The following is an 18,993-nucleotide window of genomic DNA, read 5'->3' as shown; positions in this document are numbered from 1 at the left end:
TCAGTGCCCCTCGTGGCTGGTGGCGGGAGCAGGTGTGCCGTGGTCGTTCATCGTTCCATGGTCGCCATGGCTGTCATGGCCGTCGGACGCGCCAGGATCGCTGGCGGCAGCCGGTGGATCTCCCGATGTCGCCGGTATGGCATGGCCTGCGTGGGGATCAGCGACCTCGTCAACATGACCTGCGTGCGGATCGACGGCGTCCTCACCGTGCCCGGCGTGTGGATCCTCAGTGGTGCCAGAAGGCGCGCCGTGTCCTGCATGACCCTCAAGCCCCTGGAGTGCCGACTGCAGGTTGCTTTCGGCGTCGATCAGGAAGTTGGCGGAGACCACGACCTGTTCGCCTTCGGCGATCCCGTCGAGCACTTCGATGCGATCGCCGCCACGGCGACCCAGGGTGACGTCGCGCGGTGCGAACCGGCCGGGGCCGGTCTCGACCAGCACCACCTGGCGCGTGCCGCTGTCGAGCACGGCCGAGCGCGGAACGGTCAGGACCGGTCCGGACCCCGGCTCCTCGAGCAGCACCGTTCCGTAGAGCCCTGGACGCAGATCGCCGGCCGGGTTGGGCAGCGCGATGCGCACGTCCACCGTGCGGGTCATGGCATCGATGATGGGCTGCACGAAGGCGACTTCGCCCTCGGCCACCTGGCCAGGCAGGGCCACGGTTTCAAAGCGTGCGGGCTGGCCGGGCTGGATGCCCGCGGCCTGCGCCGCGGGCACCTTGGCGATCACCCACACCGTCGACAGGTCCGCCAGGCGCAGGATGGTTTCGCCGGGCTCGAAGCGTGCGCCCTGGACCACCGGCTTCTCGATCACGACCCCGTCCGCGGGCGCGGTGAGCACCAGCCCCGTCTTGCCGAGTTGCGCGTCGCTGATTTCCCAGTTGCGCAGGCGGGTGCGGGCGGCATCGCGCAGCCGGATCATTGACGCCGCGCTCGCGGGGTCGGACGCCGCCAGCCTGCGGGCGGTCTCGTCGGCCAGCCGGTATTCCTGCTGCGCCGCGGCCAGCTGCGGGCTGTAGACGGACAGCAGCGGTTGCCCCGCGCGGACCCGCATTCCGGTCTGGTTCGCGTACAGCCGCTCCACCCAGCCTTCGAAGCGCGGCGCGATCGCGTACTGCCGGGTCTCGTCGACTTCGACCGTGCCGCTGGTGCGCACGATGGCGGACAGGGCGCCGCGCTTGACCGCTTCGGTGCGCACGCCCAGCGCCTGCACCTTGTCGGGTGGCATCACCACCGTTCCCGGCGCCGCGGCAGGCGCGTCGCCGGCGTAGACCGGAATGTAGTCCATGCCCATCGGGTCCTTCTTCGGCACCGGCGAGGTGTCCGGAAGGCCCATGGGATTGCGGTAATAGAGCACCTTGCGTTCCGCGGCCGGCGCTTCGGCGGACGTGGCTGCGCTCGGAGCATCGTTCGTCGCGCGGCCGGCCATCCAGCCGACGGCGAGGGCGGCGAGTGCGACGCCGATGGCGAGCGACAGGGTCTGGACACGGGTCATCGGATCTCTCCTTCGACGGCGCGCACGGCGGCGGCGCCCAACAGTTCGTCACGCAGTGCATCGAGCCGTGCGAGGTCGGCGCCCTGCCATTCATTGAGTGCTTCCAGCAGCGTCCCGAAGTCGACTTCGCCGACCTGGTAGCTGGCCAGCGCGGACTGCCAGGTGGCGTCGGCCTGCGGCAGCAGCGTGTTCTCGATCAGCTCGCGGCGCTCGCGTGCGCTGGTCCACTGCGCCCAGGCAGAGGCGCCGCGTTCCTCGACGGTCCGCAGCGTGGCGTCCATCCGCGCCAGCGCCGCTTCTTCGAGCAGGCGCGATTCGCGCTCGCGTTCGCGGCGTGCACGCTGCTGGAACGGGATCTCGACCTCGAGCATCAGCTCGGTGCTTTCGAGGCCGTTGCCGAGCTGCATCGCACCCACGCCCAGGGTGATGTCCGGAAAGCGGTTGCGACGCTGCAGCACCACGTTCGTGCGCGCCGCCTCGGCGCGGGCCTGCTGCGAGCGCACCGCGGGATGCGCATCGGCGTCATCCAGTGCCTCGGCAAGCGAGGCGCTGTGGACGGCGAGGCGCGGCGCCTCGCCGGGAGTCGCCAGCGGTGCATCGGACCGGCGCCCCAGCACCGCGTTCAAGGTGGCGGCCGCCTCCTGCTTGGTCGCGAGGCGTTCGATCCGCTCGCGCTGTAGGCTGGTCTGCTCGACCTGGGCGCGGATGGCATCCTGCTGCGCCGCGCGACCCAGGGCGTAGCGCACGCCGGCTATTTCCTCGACCTGGCGGAGCAGGGCGATGCGGCGGTCGAGCACGGCCACGGCCTGATCGGCATGCCAGTAGCGCACGTACGCCGCTTCAGCCTCTGCCAGCAGGTCGCGCGCCGCGGTGATGCGGTCAAGCCCGACCGCGACCGCGTCCTGGCTGGCCGCGGTCCGCGCCAGACCACGCTTGCCCCAGAGCGGGAAGCGCTGGCGCAGCGCGTAGTTCACCTCGCGCTCGGCACCGGCGGTGCGCCAGGGCTTGTCCGGATCGAGGCCGCGGAATCCAACCGAGGCCATCGGATCGGGCAGGGCACCTGCGGGAAGGATCCTCGCTTCGGCGGCCTGGGTTTCGAAGTCCATGGCCCGCAGCTCGGGGTTGTGTTCCAGAACCCAGGTGCGGATCGACTCGAGGCTGTGCCCCGGGATGGGTTCGGTGGCGGTCGCGGGCAGCGCCAGCGTCCACAAGCCGCCGGCGAACACGCAGGCAAGCAGGTGCCGGAGCAGTGGCCGACGGCGGAACAGCGGGTAAGGGTGCAGGCGCCTGGCCTGCATCGGGTCGAACAGGGATGCCATATCAGTGTCCTTGGGCCGACACGACGCAGGTCGCTCGGACGAGGCAGGAACACATGCCGTGACGCGCACGGCACGAACGCACAGCACTGCGCCGCACCGGTGTGCGGAGCAGTCAGCGTCCGGGCATCAGATCAGCAGGAGTGCCGCGGGATGGGCGGTGGGGCGGTGCCAGGCGGGCCTGGGTGGCGAATCCACCCATGTGGACGTGACACCCGGTGCACCATCCCCACTCTCGGCGACTGCGAACCAGGAGAACCATGCTCCGACAAGGAGCGGCGGAATCGAGGGGATGCGCCCACTGTCCGCCGAGATGCCACCCTCGGTGCAGTGCGCGTCGCACAGGGCCTTGCTCGCCGAGGGGAGCTCGGCATCGCAAGCGTGGCCATGGTCGTGTCGGGTGTCGGTGGCGGCAGCGACAAAAGCCGCCGGCGTACCTGGGAGATCCAGGCACTCGCCATGGCCGGCCAAAGCGAACTGGGACCAGAGCAGCGCCGCCATCGCGAGGAGGGCGGTGCGCTGGAACCAATTCCGATGGCGGATGCGGACCATGACTTGAGCTTACCTCTTACCAGGACCGATGCAATTGACTCAAGTCAATCCCTGGCGAGGCCCAAGGTACGGTCCCGCACGGGTGCCGTCGGCGAGGGCGGTACGGCGGCCGACTTGGCCAGGCGAAGTGCATTGGCCACCACCGATACCGAACTCAAGCTCATTGCCAGCGCCGCGACCATCGGACTCAGCAGGATCCCGAACGCGGGGTAGAGCACCCCGGCCGCGACCGGCACCCCAAGCGCGTTGTACAGGAACGCGAAGGTGAGGTTCTGCTTCATGTTGGCCACGGTGGCCTGGGAGATCTTGCGGGCGCGCAGGATGCCGCGCAGGTCGCCCTTGACCAGGGTGATCTGGGCGCTGGACATCGCGACGTCGGTGCCCGTGCCCATGGCGATGCCGACGTCGGCGGCGGCCAGCGCGGGAGCATCGTTGATGCCGTCGCCGGCCATCGCCACCCGCCGGCCTTCGCCCTTGAGGCGCCGCACCAGCTCGGCCTTGTCCTCGGGGCGGACTTCGCCATGCACCTCGTCCAAGCCCAGCTCGGTGGCCACGGCCCGTGCGGTGGTGAGCCCGTCACCGGTGGCCATGATGATGCGCAGCCCGGCGGCGTGCAGCTCATTGATGGCGGTCGCGGCCGACGCCTTGATCGGGTCTGCGACCGCGATCAGACCCGCCAAGCGACCGTCCACGGCGAGGAACATGGCGCTAGCACCCTCGCGGCGCAGACGCTCGGCGACGTCGACATGCGCACCGGGATCGGCGCCCATATCATCCATGAGTGCGGTATTGCCCAACGCAAGCGCGTGACCCGCTACGGTTCCGCGCACACCCATGCCGGTCACCGAGTCGAAGTCCTCCACGCGGTCGAACTCGAAGTTCCGGCGTCGGGCCTCGGCCACGATGGCATCGGCCAGCGGATGCTCGCTGCCCTGGTCCAGGCTGGCCGCCAGGTGCAGCACCTGGTCGGCGTCGAAGCCCTCGAAGGCCACGACTTCCTTGAAGGCCGGGCGCCCTTCGGTGAGCGTGCCGGTCTTGTCGACGATCAGGGTGTCGATGCGGCGCATATGCTCGATGGCTTCGGCATCGCGGAACAGCACGCCCACCTGCGCCGCCTTGCCCGTGGCGACCATGATCGACATCGGCGTCGCCAGGCCCAGCGCGCAGGGGCAGGCGATGATCAGCACCGAGACCGCGTTCAGGATGGCAAAGGTCCAGGCCGGGTCCGGGCCGAAGAAGCCCCAGATGAAGAAGGTGGCCACCGCGATCGCCAGCACTGCGAGCACGAACCAGTAGGCGACGGTATCAGCCATCCGCTGCATCGGCGCGCGGGAGCGCTGCGCCTGCGCGACCAGCTGCACGATCTGCGACAGCACCGTATCGGAACCCACCTTAGCGGCGCGGATCACCAGTGCGCCAGTGCCGTTCTGGGTCGCGCCGATGACCTGGTCGCCCGCGGTCTTCTCGACCGGGATCGGCTCGCCGGTGAGCATCGATTCGTCGACGCTGGAGCGGCCCTCGACCACTTCGCCATCCACCGGCACCTTCTCGCCCGGGCGCACGCGCAGGCGGTCGCCGACGTGCACGTGGGTCAGCGGGATGTCTTCCTCGGTACCGTCGGGGTTGACCCGCCGTGCTTCCTTGGGCGCGAGACCGAGCAGGCCCTTGATCGCCGCGGAGGTGTTCGAACGTGCCCGCAGCTCCAGCATCTGGCCCAGGAGCGTCAACGATACGATTACCGCTGCCGCCTCGTAATACACACCGACGCGCCCGTGCTCGGTAAACGACGGCGGGAACAAGCCGGGTGCCAGCGTGGCGACCAGGCTGTAGCCAAAGGCGGCCGCAACGCCAATCCCGATGAGGGTGAACATGTTCGGGCTGCGGTTGCGGATCGACTGCACGCAGCGCTCGAAGAACGGCCAGCCGGCCCACAGCACGACCGGTGTGGTCAGGACCAGCTCGACCCAGGTTTGCAGGTCGATCGACAGCGGCAGGATCTGCACGCCGCCCAGCACGATACGCGGGAGGTACTGGCCGAACATGGCCAGCACGAGCGTCACCACCGTCAGCGGAAGCGTCCACCAGAACCGGCGCGAGAAGTCGCGAAGTTCCGGATTGTCGTCGTCCTCCAGGTTGGGCATTTCCGGCTCCAACGCCATGCCGCAGAAGGGACAGTTGCCTGGACCCTGTTGTCGAACTTCCGGGTGCATCGGGCAGGTGTAGATGGCGCCGGGCCGTGCCACCTCGGGTTCGTCCCGGGACGTCAGGTAGCGCTCGGGATCAGCCACGAACTTCGCGCGGCATCGCTCCGAGCAGAAGTGAAAATGGGCGCCGGCGTGGTCCGCATGATGCGGCGTGGTGGCGGGATCTACCTGCATGCCACAGACTGGGTCGGTTACCCGTCCATCTGCAGTCTCGACAGGGACAGCGCCTGCGGAGTGATGGTCATGGGACGACGGTGAGTTCATGCCGATGCTCGCTTTAGTGGGGATGGACTGCCAAGGCAGTGTGCCATTGGGGGTTACACAGCTATTCGGGGCTGAGCATCCCGAGCACTGAAACAACAACCAGGATCAAGATGGCCAGCGCGGCCTCAGCCGTAACACTCTGCCGCAAAGCCCGCACCTCCTGCGCGGGATCTCCGCTGGTCAGCGCCCGTCCCAGGCGCGGCACCAGCGTCCATCGGTGCAGCGCTCCCAAACCCAGCATTCCGCCGAACAGAGCCAGTTTGAACAGCAGCAACTTCCCGTAGGTGCTCTGAAACAGGGCCGAAAACGACCACGCGGTGAGATCCCCGTAGTGCACGATGCCGGACACGACGAGCGCAGCAACGAAAATCGTTCCCAGCGTCGAAAATCCATGCAGAAAGTCATGCGTTGATCGCAGACGCCCGCTGCCGGAGGCCTCCTTGCCGCGCAGGAGCATCCCCAGGAACATCAGGACCGCTGCGATCCAGCCGCCTGCCGCAAGAAGATGGACAAGGCCCGCAGCAAGCCGGACCGCGCCTGCCACGCCCTCACCAGCGGCCGCGTGGCCGTTCCATGCCAGAGAAGCGAGTGCGCCGCCCGCCAGCGTCACCGCCAGCGGGAAGGCGGGCTCCACCTTCCCGCGGCGACGATGCCATCCAAGCACAAACATCAGGGCGAGCAGCAGCGCGCCTCTCGCCATCGCTGCCCGGCCCGCGGACGTCTCGAGCAGATACCAGCCAAGCGATCCGCGATCAACGTCGGCGACCGGCATTCCCATGATGCCCGCGGTCTTGAAGACGACTTCGGCCCCGATGAGCACGAGACCGACGGTGGCACTCACCAACAGAACGCCCATAAGTGGCCATCCGGCCAGGGCATCGGTGAGTGCCGATCGACGCGAACCGTACCAACCGAACAGTGGAACCCCGAAAAGCACCATGAGAACAAGGTATTCCAGGAATCTCAGTGCATAAGCCGACAGGTCGAGCATTTGTGGCTTCTCAGCGCACCGTGAAGCTGAAACTGCCCGTCATGGGGTGGTTGTCGCCTCCCACGGCGCGGTATTCCACGGTATAGACGCCCGGAGCCAGCGGCTGGGGCAACTTGGCACGCTGGGTCTTGCCGTTGTTGACGATCTCGGTCGTGAAATTCTCGATCGGCATGGTGGAACTGCCGTGCTTCATGAGCAACTTGAGACGCGACGCCCGCGGAATCAATGTTTCGTTGAACACGAGATCGATCTGGCCCGGCGAAGCCACCACCGCATTTGCCGCCGGTGTGGACTGCTGCAGCGCGGCGTGGGCGTGCGCGATCTGCAGGGAGAACTGTCCAGCCGCAATCGCGAGGACGAGCGCGAAGGAGCGAAGGACGTTTGATGATCTCATAGTGATTAATCCTCATTGCGAATGTGATGCTAAGCCCCGTTGGGGGCCGTGCTGTGTTGGACCCGACATGCGTTGGATGTCGGGCTGTCACCGAGAACACGGTTGGTCAGCTTTGATATTGCAGATGAGGATCCCGCCTGCTCAGGCGGGATCCTCGACGCGTCAAGCCGCCATGGCGCTGCAGCTTTCCGCGCAACGGCGACAAACTTCGGCGCAGCGCGCCATCTCCGGGTCGTTCATGGCGTCGCATGCATCGGCGCACTGGCGGCAGACCTCCGCGCAGGCACCGCAAACCACGTCGTGAACGCTGGCACCGCGCAGCATCGCGTCGGCACTGGTTGCGCAGATATCGGCACACGTCGCAAGGAGTGCGATGTGCTCCGGGGCCGCGTGGGCACCTCCTTTGGTCAGGCAATAGTTGATGGTCTCCAAGCAGATCGCATGGCATTGCGTGCAGTTGTCGATGCACTCGTTCATGGCCTGGGACCGGTGTGCCGCGGAATGGTGAGTCATGTGGTTCTCCTTCTTCCTCGCGGACGAGAATCGGCGCGCCCGCAACACCGCCCCCTGTTCCTGCACCGGATCAGTGCTGTGCGAACGGTTCAGTGGTTCCGTCGTGACGGATCAGCTCGACCGTGTACGGCTGTTGTCGCCCGGCAGGGACCTCCATGCCCGGCGAGCCGAGCGGCATTCCCGGCAGGACCAGGCCGCGTGCGTCCGGCTTTTCTTCGAGGAGGCGCTTGATGTCCTCGGCCGGGACATGGCCTTCGATGAGGTATCCGCCGACCTCGGCCGTGTGGCAGGAGCCCTTTGCATAGGGGACACCCAGGCGCTCCTTGACCGGACCCAGGTCATCCATGTCGTGCACATCCACGGTGAAACCCGCCTTCTGCACGTGGTCGACCCAGCTACCGCAACACCCGCAGGTCGGAGTCTTGTGGACGGTCATGCGTGGCAGGGCAGCGGGAGTGGCGTCGGCTGTTTCAGAGACGACCTGTGCAGCGGGTGCGATGGTGGATTGCGCGGGTGTATCCGCCTGGGTGCAGGCACCCAAGCCGGCGACCGCAAAAGCCGCCCACGCCAGTCGGTTCAATCTGCAGGCTTTCATTTCCGGTTCTCCGCTCAGCGCCTGGTCCGCGAGGACCAGTGGATGTGGACGATCCGCCAGCCGTCGGCGGTCTGCTTCAGCACCATCGTTTCGGTGCTCTGGACGGTCAGTGGCTTGCCGTCCTGCTGGGCGTGCAGCTCGCTTTCGGTTCCGACCCACGCGAACTCGCCAGCGGTTCGTGCACGCTGACGGAGCAGCTGGCGATGGGCGCCCTTGAGGAACGCCGCATCGCTGACTGCGTGATGGTCCATGTATTCCTCGCGGCTGCGTTCTGCACCTCCGGACTCGAGGATGAGAACGTCGGCAGCGAGCAGGGCTTCGACCGTGGCCAGGTCGCCGCTGGAGAGGGCGGCGTTGAAGCGCTCCGCCACGTCGACGGCGGCCTTCGCGGCGGCCGGCACGTCTACGTCCGCCGCTGCCGCAGCGGCGGGGTGATGTGCATGCGACTGTGCCGTCTGCGCCATTGCGGGCGACACCATTGCCAGCATCAGCGCGAGGCCAGACGAAATTGCTGTTGCATTCATTGTTCAACTCCAGGTTTTCAGTGAGTGTGCGCAGGGCCGTCTTCGGCCTCGGTCATATGGGGTGAAGGTGGAGACTGCACTTTGCCATCGGCATGGCGATGCTCTACCGCGCGGACTTCTGTGTCGGTAACACGCTTTCCGTGGTCATCGTCCATACCCGGCGACTGCGCGTGCGGCATCGCGTCGCTCCCGGCTGTGGGCTGGGCAGGGTGATCCTCCGTCGCCGCCTCGTCATGGTCGTCGTCGTGTGTCTCGCCGCCGCCATGCGCGTGGCCTTCGCTGCTGTCGACCAGTTCCGTGTATGCAGCCGCGTCGAGCGTGGGCAGCACCTGCAGGAACGCGGCCATGTTCCATATGTACTCGTCCTCCATGTTCTTGCCCCAGGCGGGCATGCCGCTGGCCTTGATCCCGTGCTTGATCACCCAGAACGCTTTGGCCACGTCGACCTTGTGTTTACTGAGGTCCGGCGGGGCCGGATACAGGCCCTGGCTCAACTCGGTTTCGGCCATCGACGGGGCCAGGTGGCACCCGGCGCACATCGCTGCGTAGTTGCCCGCGCCCTGCACGATTCTCGCTGGATCGTCCAGGCCCGGCGGGACGTCCAACCTTCCCGCACGCGCCAGGATGGAGCGCTCGCGTGCGGTTTCGAGCAGGAAATACACGGGCTTCGTGTGCATGTCATCGGCGGCGACGTTGTACACGCCGCCCCAGATGAAGCCCGCCGTACCGGCCACGACAACCAGCGGAACCCCGATCAACCAAACACGCTTGCGAGTCTTCGGTTGCATACGAGTACTCCGATCAGAACCAGATCCTCACGCCCGCCACGATACGGGTGTCCTCGACATCACCGGACTCCGCGCGACGGAAGTCTGCGGTTCCGCCGTAGGCACGCTCCCAGACCACGCCGACATACGGCGCGAACTGTCGATGGAACTCGTAGCGCAGCCGGAAACCGGCTTCGACCTTGCTCAGTCCGCTGCCGATTCCAACCGCCGGATCATCCTTGCTCCAGGCTTCGCCCTCGATCAGCCACTGGCCGATCAACCGGTTGGTGAACAGCATTTCGTATTCGGCTTCCGCGCCGAGACCGACCTGGCCGGACTCGCCCACGTAGGCGGTCGCTTCGACTTCGAACTTGTACGGGGCGAGACCGATGACACCAAGCGCGGCATAGGTGCGCGATGGACCGCCGTCGAAACCGAAGTCATGGCGGACACCGGCGACCGCGTCCCACCAGGGGGCGATGGCCCGACCGTACAGGACTTCCACATCCGCCGACTCGGTGGATCCGCTCGCACGCTCGCCCTCGCTGCGGAGCCAGAGCCGGTTCAAGTCGGAGCCGACCCAGGCTTTCGCTTCCCAGGCCATGCCGGTGCCGTCCTCATCCGCGTCCCAGGCCTCAAGCCGGTCAAGCGACCAGTAGGAGTTGATCGATTCGCCGTGCATTACGTGCGCATCGAGGTCCTGGAACGCCGCGGCCCGATCGGCCGCGGTGATGGCAGGAATGGGCTCGTGCGGCTCCGCGTTCGCCGGGAGATCCTGGCTGGCACCAGGCTGATGGCCCATGGACGCGTGGTCCATGCCGGAGTCATCCATTCCGGAGTGATCCATCGTGGAGTGATCCATCGTGGAGTGATCCATCGTGGAGTGATCGCTGCCGGCAGTGTCCGTAGCCCCGTGTTTCATGGCGCCGTGGTCCATGTTTCCGTGGTCCATGGTCCCGTGATCATTGGAGCTTTTGTCTGTCGGAGTCGGCTGATGTCCGGCGTGTGGGTCAACAGGTTTGGGTGACGATGGTGTCGCAGCGGGCTTCGCTTCCGGGTGGTGCGAGGCGTGGTCCGTCTCCTGCGCCCACGCCGGCGCGAAGCCCGCTGCGAGAGACAATGCGGAGGCCAGGCCGACGGCCAGGGGATGACGACTTGAAAGGATCATGGCGTTCATTCCTCCACCCGCACTTCGCGGAACATGCCGGCTTCCATGTGGTAGAGCAGGTGGCAGTGGTAGGCCCAGCGGCCAAGGGCATCCGCACGCACGCGGTAGCTGCGCTTGGTGCCCGGCGGCATGTCGATGGTGTGCTTGCGCACCATGAAGTTGCCCGATTCGTCCTCGAGGTCGCTCCACAGGCCGTGGAGGTGGATCGGGTGCGACATCATCGTGTCGTTGACCAGCACGATCCGCATGCGCTCGCCGTAGTTCAGGCGCAGCGGTTCGGCATCAGCGAACTTCACTCCGTTGAACGACCAGGCGAAACGCTCCATGTGCCCGGTCAGGTGCAGCTCGACCGTGCGACCGGGCTCACGCCCGTCCGGGTCGCTGAACGTGCTGCGCAGGTCGGAGTAGGTCAGCACGCGGCGGCCGTTGTCGCGTAAGCCGATGCCCGGGTCATCCAGCCTGGGCGCGGGCGCCATCGTCTGCATGTCGACCAGGGGGTTGCCGGTTTCGGTGGCAGGGTGTTCCTGCATGCCGCCGGCACCGTGGTCCATCCCGGCCATGCTCCCGCCGGTGCCATGATCCATGCCGGCCATGCTTCCGCCGGCCATTGCGCCTCCAGCCATCGCCGACATGTCGTGACCGCTGTGATCCATGCCGCCGGTTGCACCACCGGCCATTGCGCTGTGAGACATCGAAGACATGTCATGGCCGCCGCCACCCATTCCGCCGTGGCCCATGTCGTCCATGGTGAGAATCGGCTTGGGATCGACGTTGGGCACGGGAGCCCGCAGCCCTTGCCTGACGGCGAGCGTGCCGCTGACGTAGCCGGTACGGCCGCTGTCCTGGGCGAAAATGGTGAACGCATCCTGCCCGGTGGGTTCGACGATGACGTCGAAGGTCTCGGCGGTGGCGATGCGGAGCTCGTCGACCGAAACCGGATGCACGTACTGTCCATCGGCTGCGACCACGGTCATCTTCAGGCCCGGGATCCGCACGTCGAAGTACGTCATCGCGGAGCCGTTGATGAAGCGGAGGCGGACCTTCTCGCCCGACCGGAACAGCCCGGTCCAGTTGCCGAGCGAGGTCATGCCGTTCATGAGGTAGGTGTAGGTGTTGCCGTTGACGTCCGACAGGTCGGTCGGCGTCATCCGCATCCGGCCCCACATCTTGCGGTCTTCGACCGTGGCGGCCAGGCCGTGCTGTTTCACGTCGGCGAAGAAGTCGCCAACCGTCCGCTTGGAGAAGTTGTCGAAATCCGACCGCTTCTTGAGCCGGGCAAACAGGCGCTTCGGATCGAGGTCGGTCCAGTCGCTGAGCATGACCACGTAATCGCGGTCATAGGCGAAGGGCTCGGGCTCCAGCGGCTCGATCACCAGCGGCCCGTAGAGGCCGGCCTGCTCCTGGAAACCGGAGTGGCTGTGGTACCAGTAGGTGCCGCCCTGTACGACGTTGAAGCGGTACTGGTAGGTCTCGCCGCGGTTGATGCCGTTGAAGCTCAGCCCGGGCACCCCGTCCATGTCGGCCGGCAGCAGGATGCCGTGCCAGTGGATCGACGTCTGGTCGCCATGGATCGAGCCGGGGGGCAGGGCATTGCGGACCCGCAGGGTGACCGTGGTGCCCTCGCGCCAGCGCAGTAGGGGCGCTGGGATCGATCCGTTGACCGTGATCGCAGGGCGCGTGGCACCGGTGAAGTTCATCGGCGTCTCGCCGATGGTCAGGTCGAAGTCGGTGCCCGAGAGCACATTGGGGACGCCTTCGGCCTTGACGGCCCAGCTGGAGCGGGGCCACAGGCCGAGGGCTGCAACGGCGCCTCCGGCGGCAAGGCCTTGGACAAAGCGGCGGCGCGACGGGGCGGACAGCCCCTCGGCGCGGCCGAAAAGATCGGATGACATGGGAACTCCGGGAGAGTGACGAGGGCTCGCGAGGCGAGCGTTTCCCTGTCGGTGCGGAGCAGCGAACAGGGCCCATCAGCGCCTTAAAAGGCGCGCAGGGACACTTAGCCGATCGGAGGTCGGAAGAGATTGGTCAGGGCCGCGGACGCGTGCACCGACAGGAAGGGTTCGGCGGTGTGCCGGTACCGGATGGTGAAATCGGCGAGTGCCGACCCGGCAAGTGCCGCGGAGCAATGGTGCATGCACGCATCGCAATCGCCTGACTGACAGCAGTCGTCCAACGGCGATACCGCTCCGGCCTCGTCAGTGGCCTGGGGGTGATGGTGTTCATTGGCCCCCGTAGCAGCCGCTGCTCCTCCATGGCAGGCCGCCATGGCCTCGGCTGCTGTCGGTGCCGAGGTGACGTCACCGGCGGAGTCGCGCACGTGCTCCATGTGCATGGACGCACCAGCGATGCCCGGACCGTTGGCGAGCAAGGCAACGACCAGGAACAACCGCATCAGGAGCGCGCGGAAAGGCATGCGTCTTAGTACACGTGCGGATATAAACTCCGGATGAATACAGTGACAACGCACGGGGGATCGAGCCGCGGGTCTTCGTCGCCTGCCTGACCCAACGTCGCCTCCCGCTTTATGGTCGCGCCGGGGCTTACTGCTGACGGTTCCGGGAAGATAGGCCGCCTTGGCAGCGATGGCGGTGGTGCCTGGCGGCGGGCCGCAGCAGCGGAAAACCAAGGAAGGGCGCCGCCAGCAGCCGGATGACAGCCCCGCGAAGACCCTTCCCTTATTTCGCATAATGCACATTATGTTCTAATGCGAGGCGCCGCATGACACACTGCAGCGAGCCCTTCCTGCCCGTTATCGCTACCTTCTGCCCCGGTTGCCGGTCCGGCCGGTCCTCATCGCATTCCGGGGAGACTCCATGCACCACAAGCGCAGGTTCGGGCTGGCCGTCGCGGTCGTGCTCGCGTTCCAGGCCGAGGCGGCTTCCAGCCTGAAGCTCAACGAGCAAGGCTACTTCGAGGCGCCTGGGCTCAACGTCACCGTGTTTGCCGACATCTACCCGGATGGGCACCAGACCGGCGTGACCGTGATCCAGCATGGCGAGCGCGTTGCTGCCAATGGCGACCTGCGCCTGGAGCCTTCGCCCGGCCAGTGGTCGCCGGTCCCGGCCGGCGACGGCAAGGCCAGCTTCGATCCGGCTACCGGCAGCCTGGTCCAGACCCTGCGCTATCCGGACCCGGGCAAGGACCGCAAGGGCTTCAACCCGATCGAGTATCCCGACCTGCACTTCAGCTACAAGGTGGCGGTGACGCCGCTGGACGGGCATTCGTTCCAGGTCTCGGTGCACCTGGACCAGCCGCTGCCGGCCGAATGGGAAGGCAAGGTCGGGTTCAACTTCGAACTGTTCCCGGGCGACCTGTTCGGCAAGTCGTTCCTGATGGACGGCAAGTCCGGCACCTTCCCGCGCCAGGCCAACGGGCCGGTGGCGGTGGTCGAGGGACATACGATCACCGCGCCGCTGGCCAGCGGCCGCACCCTGGTGGTGGCGCCGGAAAACCCTCTGCAGCGGCTGAAGATCGAGAGCCGCAGCGGCCGCCTGGACCTGATCGACGGCCGCGGCAACATGAACAACGGCTGGTACATCGTGCGCGAGGTGACCCGCCCGGGGGCCACCCGCGACGCGGTGACCTGGGTGGTGACGCCCAACGTCGACCCGCAGTGGCGCTACGAGCCGGTGGTGCAGGTTTCGCAGGTCGGCTACCGCCCGCACCAGGCCAAGACCGTGGTCATCGAGCAGGATCCGCGCGACCGCAAGGCCGACCCGCTGGTGCTGTACCGGATCGGCGAGGATGGTCCGCGGGAAGTGGCGCGCTACACGCCCAGGCCCTGGGGCAAGTTCCTGCGCTACCACTACCTGACCGCCGACCTGAGCGAGGTCCGCGAGCCCGGCAGCTACCAGCTGTCCTACCGCGGCAAGTCCACCCACGTCTTCCGCATCGACGATGATGTGTTCGACCGCGGCGTCTGGCAGCCGACGCTGGAGTACTTCCTGCCGGCGCAGATGTGCCACATGCGGGTCACGGAGAACTACCGCACCTGGCACGGCCTGGACCACATGGACGATGCGCGCATGGCAAGCCCCGGCGTGCACTTCGACGGCTACGAACAGCGCCCGGACACCCTCACCCGCTTCAAGCCCGGTGACCGCATTCCCGGCATGGCGGTGGGTGGCTGGCACGACGCCGGCGACTACGACCTGCGCATCGAAAGCCAGATGGGCACGATCAAGCTGCTGGCGCAGATGGTCGAGGAGTTCGGCCTGGACCACGACGCCACCACCATCGACCAGGCGCGCAAGGAAACCCGGTTGCTGCGCCCGGACGGGGTGAACGACGCCATCCAGCAGATCGAGCACGGCCTGCTCAACGTGCTGGCCGGCTACCGCGCCCTGGGCCGTACCTACCGCGGCGTGATCGAGCCCACGTTGGAGCAGTACGTGCTGCTGGGCGACGTCACCACGCAGACCGACAACCTCGCCTACGACCCTGCCCTGCCCGCCGGTGCCCGCACCGGGACCACCTCCTCGCTGCAGGACGACCGCTGGGTGTTCACCGAGGACAACCCCAACCGCGAGCTGGAGACGGCCTCGGGCCTGGCGGTGGCGGCGCGGGTGCTGGAGCCCTCGAATCCGGCCATGGCCAAGGAAGCGCTGGACGCGGCGATCGATCTCACGGCCAGGGCGCTGGACCGGGCGACCAGCATCGGTGCGAAGGTGGCGGCGCTGTCCGAGCTGGCGGTAAGCACCGGCGATCCGGCCTACGTGGAGAAGCTGGTTGCGCTGAAGCCGCAGATCGTGGAGGCGATCGACAAGACCGGCCCCTCGCTGGCGGTCGCCCTGCCCCTGGTCAGGGATGCCGACTTCCTGCGCGAGGTCGACGCCGCGGTCGCGGCGCACCAGGCCAAGCTGGCGGACGATGCGACCAGGACGCCCTACCGCGTCCCCTACGTCCCGTACATCTGGGGCGCCGGCTGGGACATCCAGCGCTTTGGCGTGGACCAGTACTACTTCCGCAAGGGCTGGCCGCAGCACACCAGCGACGCCCTGCAGATGGACGCGCTGAACTTCGTGCTGGGCGTGCACCCCGGCAAGGTCACCGAATCCTTCGCCTCGGGCGTGGGCGCGAACTCGGCCACCGTCGCCTACGGCACCAACCGCGCCGACTGGAGCTACATCCCCGGCGGCGTGATCTCCGGCACCGCGCTGATCCGGCCCGACCTGCCGGAGCTGAAGATCTGGCCGTACTTCTGGCAGCAGCGCGAATACGTGATCGGTGGCGGCGCGGAGAACTTCATGTTCCTGGCGCTGGCGGCGGCCAGCCGCCAGCAGGCCGGGAAGTAGGCCGGGGCCTGTCCGGAACGGAGTGCCGGCGGGGCAGCGTGGCGCGATCCCGGTCCGCGTCGGGCACGATGTTGCTTCCCTCCCCCGGGCGGCGGGAGGGGCGCCCTGCCTGGCCCGGCCGGGCAGGCAATCCGGGGCTTGCCGCTATTTCCCACAGGCGTCGGCCACCAGCTGGTCGAGCCGGCGGCGCAGCTCGATGGAACGCTGGCCAACGCGCTCGTTCCGCAGCACCGAATCGCGGTGGCGGCGCGCGGCCTCGCAGCGGTCGTCCGCGGCGGTGGATGTGCCGATGCGCCGGGAAGCCGTCGCGTAGCCTCGCCGCCCGGTTTCGCGCGCACTGCGGCTGTCGCGCGCCGCCGGCAACTGCATGGGCGCAGGCGGCGCGTACTGGCCGTGGTCCCAGGTGCGGGCCGGCTGCTGGCCCTCGCCGCATGGCGCGGACTGGTAGCTGACGCCGCCGTCGGCAGCCACGCATTTATGGATCTGCTGGGCGGATGCGCCGCTGGCCGGCAGCCATGCCAGCGCGGCGGTAATCAGGATCCTGTGCATTCCCTTGCCTCCCCTGGTGTCCGGCGGCCGGTCCGGTGGCCGCCACGGACTGGCGAAGATATACACCCGCCAGGCCGCGGCCGGACACCACCTGCGGGCAACGCCCTTCTGCCGGTCGGACGTGCTCGTCCCCTGGTTGCGACGGGAGGATGTCCGCGGGCGAAGAGGGTAGCCGGCTGGCAGGCTGCGGCGCGGCGGCTCAGCCGCCCTTCCCCGCTTCCGGCTTGCCGCGCCGCCGCCGCGCCTCCTCGCGCGCCTCGCGCAGGCGGTCCAGCTTCTCCTTGAGCTTGATCTCCAGGCCGCGCTCCACCGGGCGGTAGTACACGCGCTCGCCCATCACGTCCGGGAAGCCGGTCTGGTCGAGGGCAACGCCGCCCTCGGCGTCGTGGTCGTACTGGTAGCCCTTGTTGTAGCCCAGCTGCTTCATCAGCTTCGTCGGCGCGTTGCGCAGGTGCATGGGCACCTCGGCCGTGCCGTACTGGTGGACATCGGCCTTGGCGGCGTTGTACGCGGCGTAAGCCGCGTTGGACTTGGCGGTGCTGGCCAGGTAGATCGCGACCTGGGCCAGGGCCAGGTCGCCCTCCGGGCGGCCGAGGCGTTCGAAGGTGTCCCAGGCATCGATGGCCATCTGCAGGGCGCGCGGATCGGCCAAGCCGATGTCCTCCACCGCCATGCGGGTCAGGCGCCGGGCCAGGTACGCCGGATCGCAGCCGCCGTCGAGCATACGCGCCAGCCAGTACACCGCCGCGTCGGGATTGGAGCTGCGCACCGACTTGTGCAGCGCCGAGATCTGGTCGTAGAACTGCTCGCCGCCCTTGTCGAAGCGGCGGGTGCGGTCGGCCAGCACCTGCAGCAGGGTCGATTCGGTGATGCGCCCGCCCTCGTCGGCGGCCAGTTCGGCGGCGATCTCCAGCAGGGTCAGGGCGCGGCGCACGTCGCCGTCGGCGGCCGCGGCGATCTCGCGCAGGGCGCCCTCCTCCACCTCGATCCCCTGGCCGCCGAGGCCGCGCTCGCCGTCCTCCAGTGCGCGCCTGAGCGCGGCGACGATGTCCTCGGCCGAGACTGCCTCCATCACGTGCACGCGGCAGCGCGACAGCAGCGCGGAGTTGAGCTCGAACGAGGGATTCTCGGTGGTGGCGCCGACGAACACGATGCTGCCGCGCTCGATGTGCGGCAGGAACGCGTCCTGCTGGGTCTTGTTGAAGCGGTGCACCTCGTCCACGAACAGCACGGTGCGGCGCCCGGCGTCGAAGCGCTGGCCGGCCTCGGCCAGCACCTGGCGCACCTCGGGCAGGCCGGACAGGACCGCCGAGATGGCGCGGAACTCGGCGTCGGCATACTGGGCCAGCAACAGGGACAGGGTGGTCTTGCCGCAGCCCGGCGGCCCCCACAGGATCATCGAATGCACCCTGCCCGCCTCCACCGCGCGGCGCAGGGCCGAGCCGCGCGCGAGCAGCCGGCGCTGGCCGACCATCTCGTCCAGGCTGCGCGGCCGCATGCGCTCGGCCAGCGGGCGCATGGCCTCCTGGCGGGCGGGATCGGCGGGCGTTTCCGGTGTGGGCGCCAGCAGGTCCTGCTCGGCGGCGGCGGTGCGACGGGTGCGGCTCATGCGCCCATGATAGAGCGCCGGGGCCCCGTGCCGGGGCCGCGCAGCCTGGCAAGGCCGGCGGATTGGGTCGCCGGCCGCTGGCTCAGTGGCCGACCACGTCCACGCCCTTGGCCGGAGTGAACCTGAAGGTGCCGGCAGCGAAGGACGGGTTGCGCTTCCAGCCGCTGAAGCGCAGTTCGGTCTTCTGCCCGACCAGGTCGACCACCTGCATGCGCGCCAGGCCCTGCGGGCCGAAGCCCAGGCGCGCCATCTGGAAGCTGGCCTCGGTGTCGACCTTCGGAGTCAGGGTCAGCCATTCCAGGCCCTCGCTGGGCACGGCTTCCTCGCTGACGTCGAACTGGCGTTCCAGCCGCGACGGTTCGAACAGCGCCACCAGCGGGCTGTTGCGCTCTTCCTCGCCCTGCGGCTTGACCGTGGCCTGCTGCAGGTCCGGCTCGTACATCCAGACCTTCTGGCCGTCGGCCACGATCAGCTGCTCGAACGGCTTCTGGTACTCCCAGCGGAACAGGCGCGGCGCCGACACGGCGACCATGCCGCTGCTGCGCTCCTTGCTGCGGCCGTTGGCGTCGAACACCTGCTGCTCGAAGCGCCCCTCCAGGCCCTTGAGGCCGCTGGTGAAGCGCACCAGCTCGTCGCGGGCGCCGGCGAGGGCCGGGCCGGAAACCAGGACCAGGGCGAGGAGTCCGAGACCGAAGCGGAAGCGATTGGACATGGCAGCAGTGTTTCGTATCGGGGTGGGCGGAAGTGTGACGCCGCGAA

At 68.0% G+C, this 18,993-nt stretch carries 16 protein-coding genes; 1 reads left to right on the top strand and 15 read right to left on the bottom strand.

What is annotated here, in order from left to right; genetic code table 11:
• The 12 genes from B351_RS0110250 to B351_RS17810 form a co-directional block, all read right to left on the bottom strand.
• On the bottom strand, positions 1 to 1,494 hold the full coding sequence (locus tag B351_RS0110250; protein WP_019398949.1) for an efflux RND transporter periplasmic adaptor subunit: 1,494 nt from the start codon (positions 1,492 to 1,494) through the stop codon (positions 1 to 3).
• Positions 1,491 to 2,813, bottom strand: coding sequence for a TolC family protein (locus B351_RS0110245; protein WP_232207921.1), 1,323 nt, complete (start codon positions 2,811 to 2,813; stop codon positions 1,491 to 1,493). Before B351_RS0110245 ends, B351_RS0110250 begins: the two co-directional genes overlap by 4 nt.
• A 593-nt stretch (positions 2,814 to 3,406) precedes the next feature.
• The gene (locus tag B351_RS16605; protein WP_083852431.1) at positions 3,407 to 5,830 is read right to left on the bottom strand and encodes a heavy metal translocating P-type ATPase; all 2,424 of its coding nucleotides are present in this window, start codon (positions 5,828 to 5,830) and stop codon (positions 3,407 to 3,409) included.
• A gap of 61 nt (positions 5,831 to 5,891) precedes the next feature.
• Positions 5,892 to 6,821 (bottom strand): copper homeostasis membrane protein CopD, encoded by a 930-nt coding sequence (gene copD / locus B351_RS0110230; RefSeq protein WP_026010594.1) that lies wholly within the window; start codon positions 6,819 to 6,821, stop codon positions 5,892 to 5,894.
• A gap of 10 nt (positions 6,822 to 6,831) precedes the next feature.
• Positions 6,832 to 7,215, bottom strand: coding sequence for a copper homeostasis periplasmic binding protein CopC (gene copC / locus B351_RS0110225; RefSeq protein ID WP_026010593.1), 384 nt, complete (start codon positions 7,213 to 7,215; stop codon positions 6,832 to 6,834).
• 162 nt (positions 7,216 to 7,377) lie between these two features.
• On the bottom strand, positions 7,378 to 7,728 hold the full coding sequence (locus B351_RS0110220; RefSeq protein ID WP_026010592.1) for a four-helix bundle copper-binding protein: 351 nt from the start codon (positions 7,726 to 7,728) through the stop codon (positions 7,378 to 7,380).
• A 70-nt stretch (positions 7,729 to 7,798) separates the two neighbouring features.
• Positions 7,799 to 8,308 (bottom strand): DUF411 domain-containing protein, encoded by a 510-nt coding sequence (locus B351_RS0110215; RefSeq protein ID WP_407059582.1) that lies wholly within the window; start codon positions 8,306 to 8,308, stop codon positions 7,799 to 7,801.
• 29 nt (positions 8,309 to 8,337) lie between these two features.
• A complete protein-coding gene (locus B351_RS0110210; RefSeq protein ID WP_026010591.1) occupies positions 8,338 to 8,847 on the bottom strand; it encodes a nuclear transport factor 2 family protein in 510 nt (169 codons plus the stop codon).
• Between the two features lie 17 nt (positions 8,848 to 8,864).
• A complete protein-coding gene (locus tag B351_RS0110205; protein ID WP_039731392.1) occupies positions 8,865 to 9,635 on the bottom strand; it encodes a cytochrome c in 771 nt (256 codons plus the stop codon).
• 13 nt (positions 9,636 to 9,648) lie between these two features.
• Entirely contained in the window at positions 9,649 to 10,791 is a 1,143-nt protein-coding gene (locus B351_RS0110200) for a copper resistance protein B (protein ID WP_026010590.1), read from the bottom strand.
• Positions 10,788 to 12,674: a copper resistance system multicopper oxidase gene (locus B351_RS0110195; protein ID WP_026010589.1), complete on the bottom strand. Its 1,887-nt coding sequence runs from the start codon at positions 12,672 to 12,674 to the stop codon at positions 10,788 to 10,790. The genes B351_RS0110200 and B351_RS0110195 overlap by 4 nt, the downstream gene beginning before the upstream one ends.
• Before the next feature lie 104 nt (positions 12,675 to 12,778).
• A complete protein-coding gene (locus B351_RS17810; protein ID WP_019398937.1) occupies positions 12,779 to 13,195 on the bottom strand; it encodes a CopL family metal-binding regulatory protein in 417 nt (138 codons plus the stop codon).
• Positions 13,196 to 13,595: 400 nt separating this feature from the next.
• On the opposite strand from B351_RS17810, the gene B351_RS0110180 reads away from it, so the two are divergent.
• Positions 13,596 to 16,076 carry a glycoside hydrolase family 9 protein gene (locus B351_RS0110180; RefSeq protein ID WP_019398935.1) on the top strand — a complete coding sequence of 827 codons (2,481 nt, stop codon included), beginning with the start codon at positions 13,596 to 13,598 and terminating at the stop codon, positions 16,074 to 16,076.
• 144 nt (positions 16,077 to 16,220) lie between these two features.
• Here B351_RS0110180 and B351_RS0110175 read toward each other — a convergent pair whose 3' ends face one another.
• From B351_RS0110175 to lolA, 3 genes are all read right to left on the bottom strand, one after another.
• A complete protein-coding gene (locus B351_RS0110175) occupies positions 16,221 to 16,625 on the bottom strand; it encodes a DUF4124 domain-containing protein (RefSeq protein ID WP_019398934.1) in 405 nt (134 codons plus the stop codon).
• 199 nt (positions 16,626 to 16,824) lie between these two features.
• On the bottom strand, positions 16,825 to 18,234 hold the full coding sequence (locus B351_RS0110170) for a replication-associated recombination protein A (protein WP_019398933.1): 1,410 nt from the start codon (positions 18,232 to 18,234) through the stop codon (positions 16,825 to 16,827).
• A gap of 82 nt (positions 18,235 to 18,316) precedes the next feature.
• The gene (lolA, locus tag B351_RS0110165) at positions 18,317 to 18,946 is read right to left on the bottom strand and encodes an outer membrane lipoprotein chaperone LolA (RefSeq protein ID WP_019398932.1); all 630 of its coding nucleotides are present in this window, start codon (positions 18,944 to 18,946) and stop codon (positions 18,317 to 18,319) included.
• Positions 18,947 to 18,993 lie beyond the last annotated feature (47 nt).

It is taken from the genome of Pseudoxanthomonas sp. GW2 (genome assembly GCF_000283075.1).
Classification (GTDB): Bacteria; Pseudomonadota; Gammaproteobacteria; order Xanthomonadales; family Xanthomonadaceae; genus Pseudoxanthomonas.
Note: the sequence above shows the minus strand (reverse complement) of the source record. Positions and strands in the feature narration are given on the sequence as shown.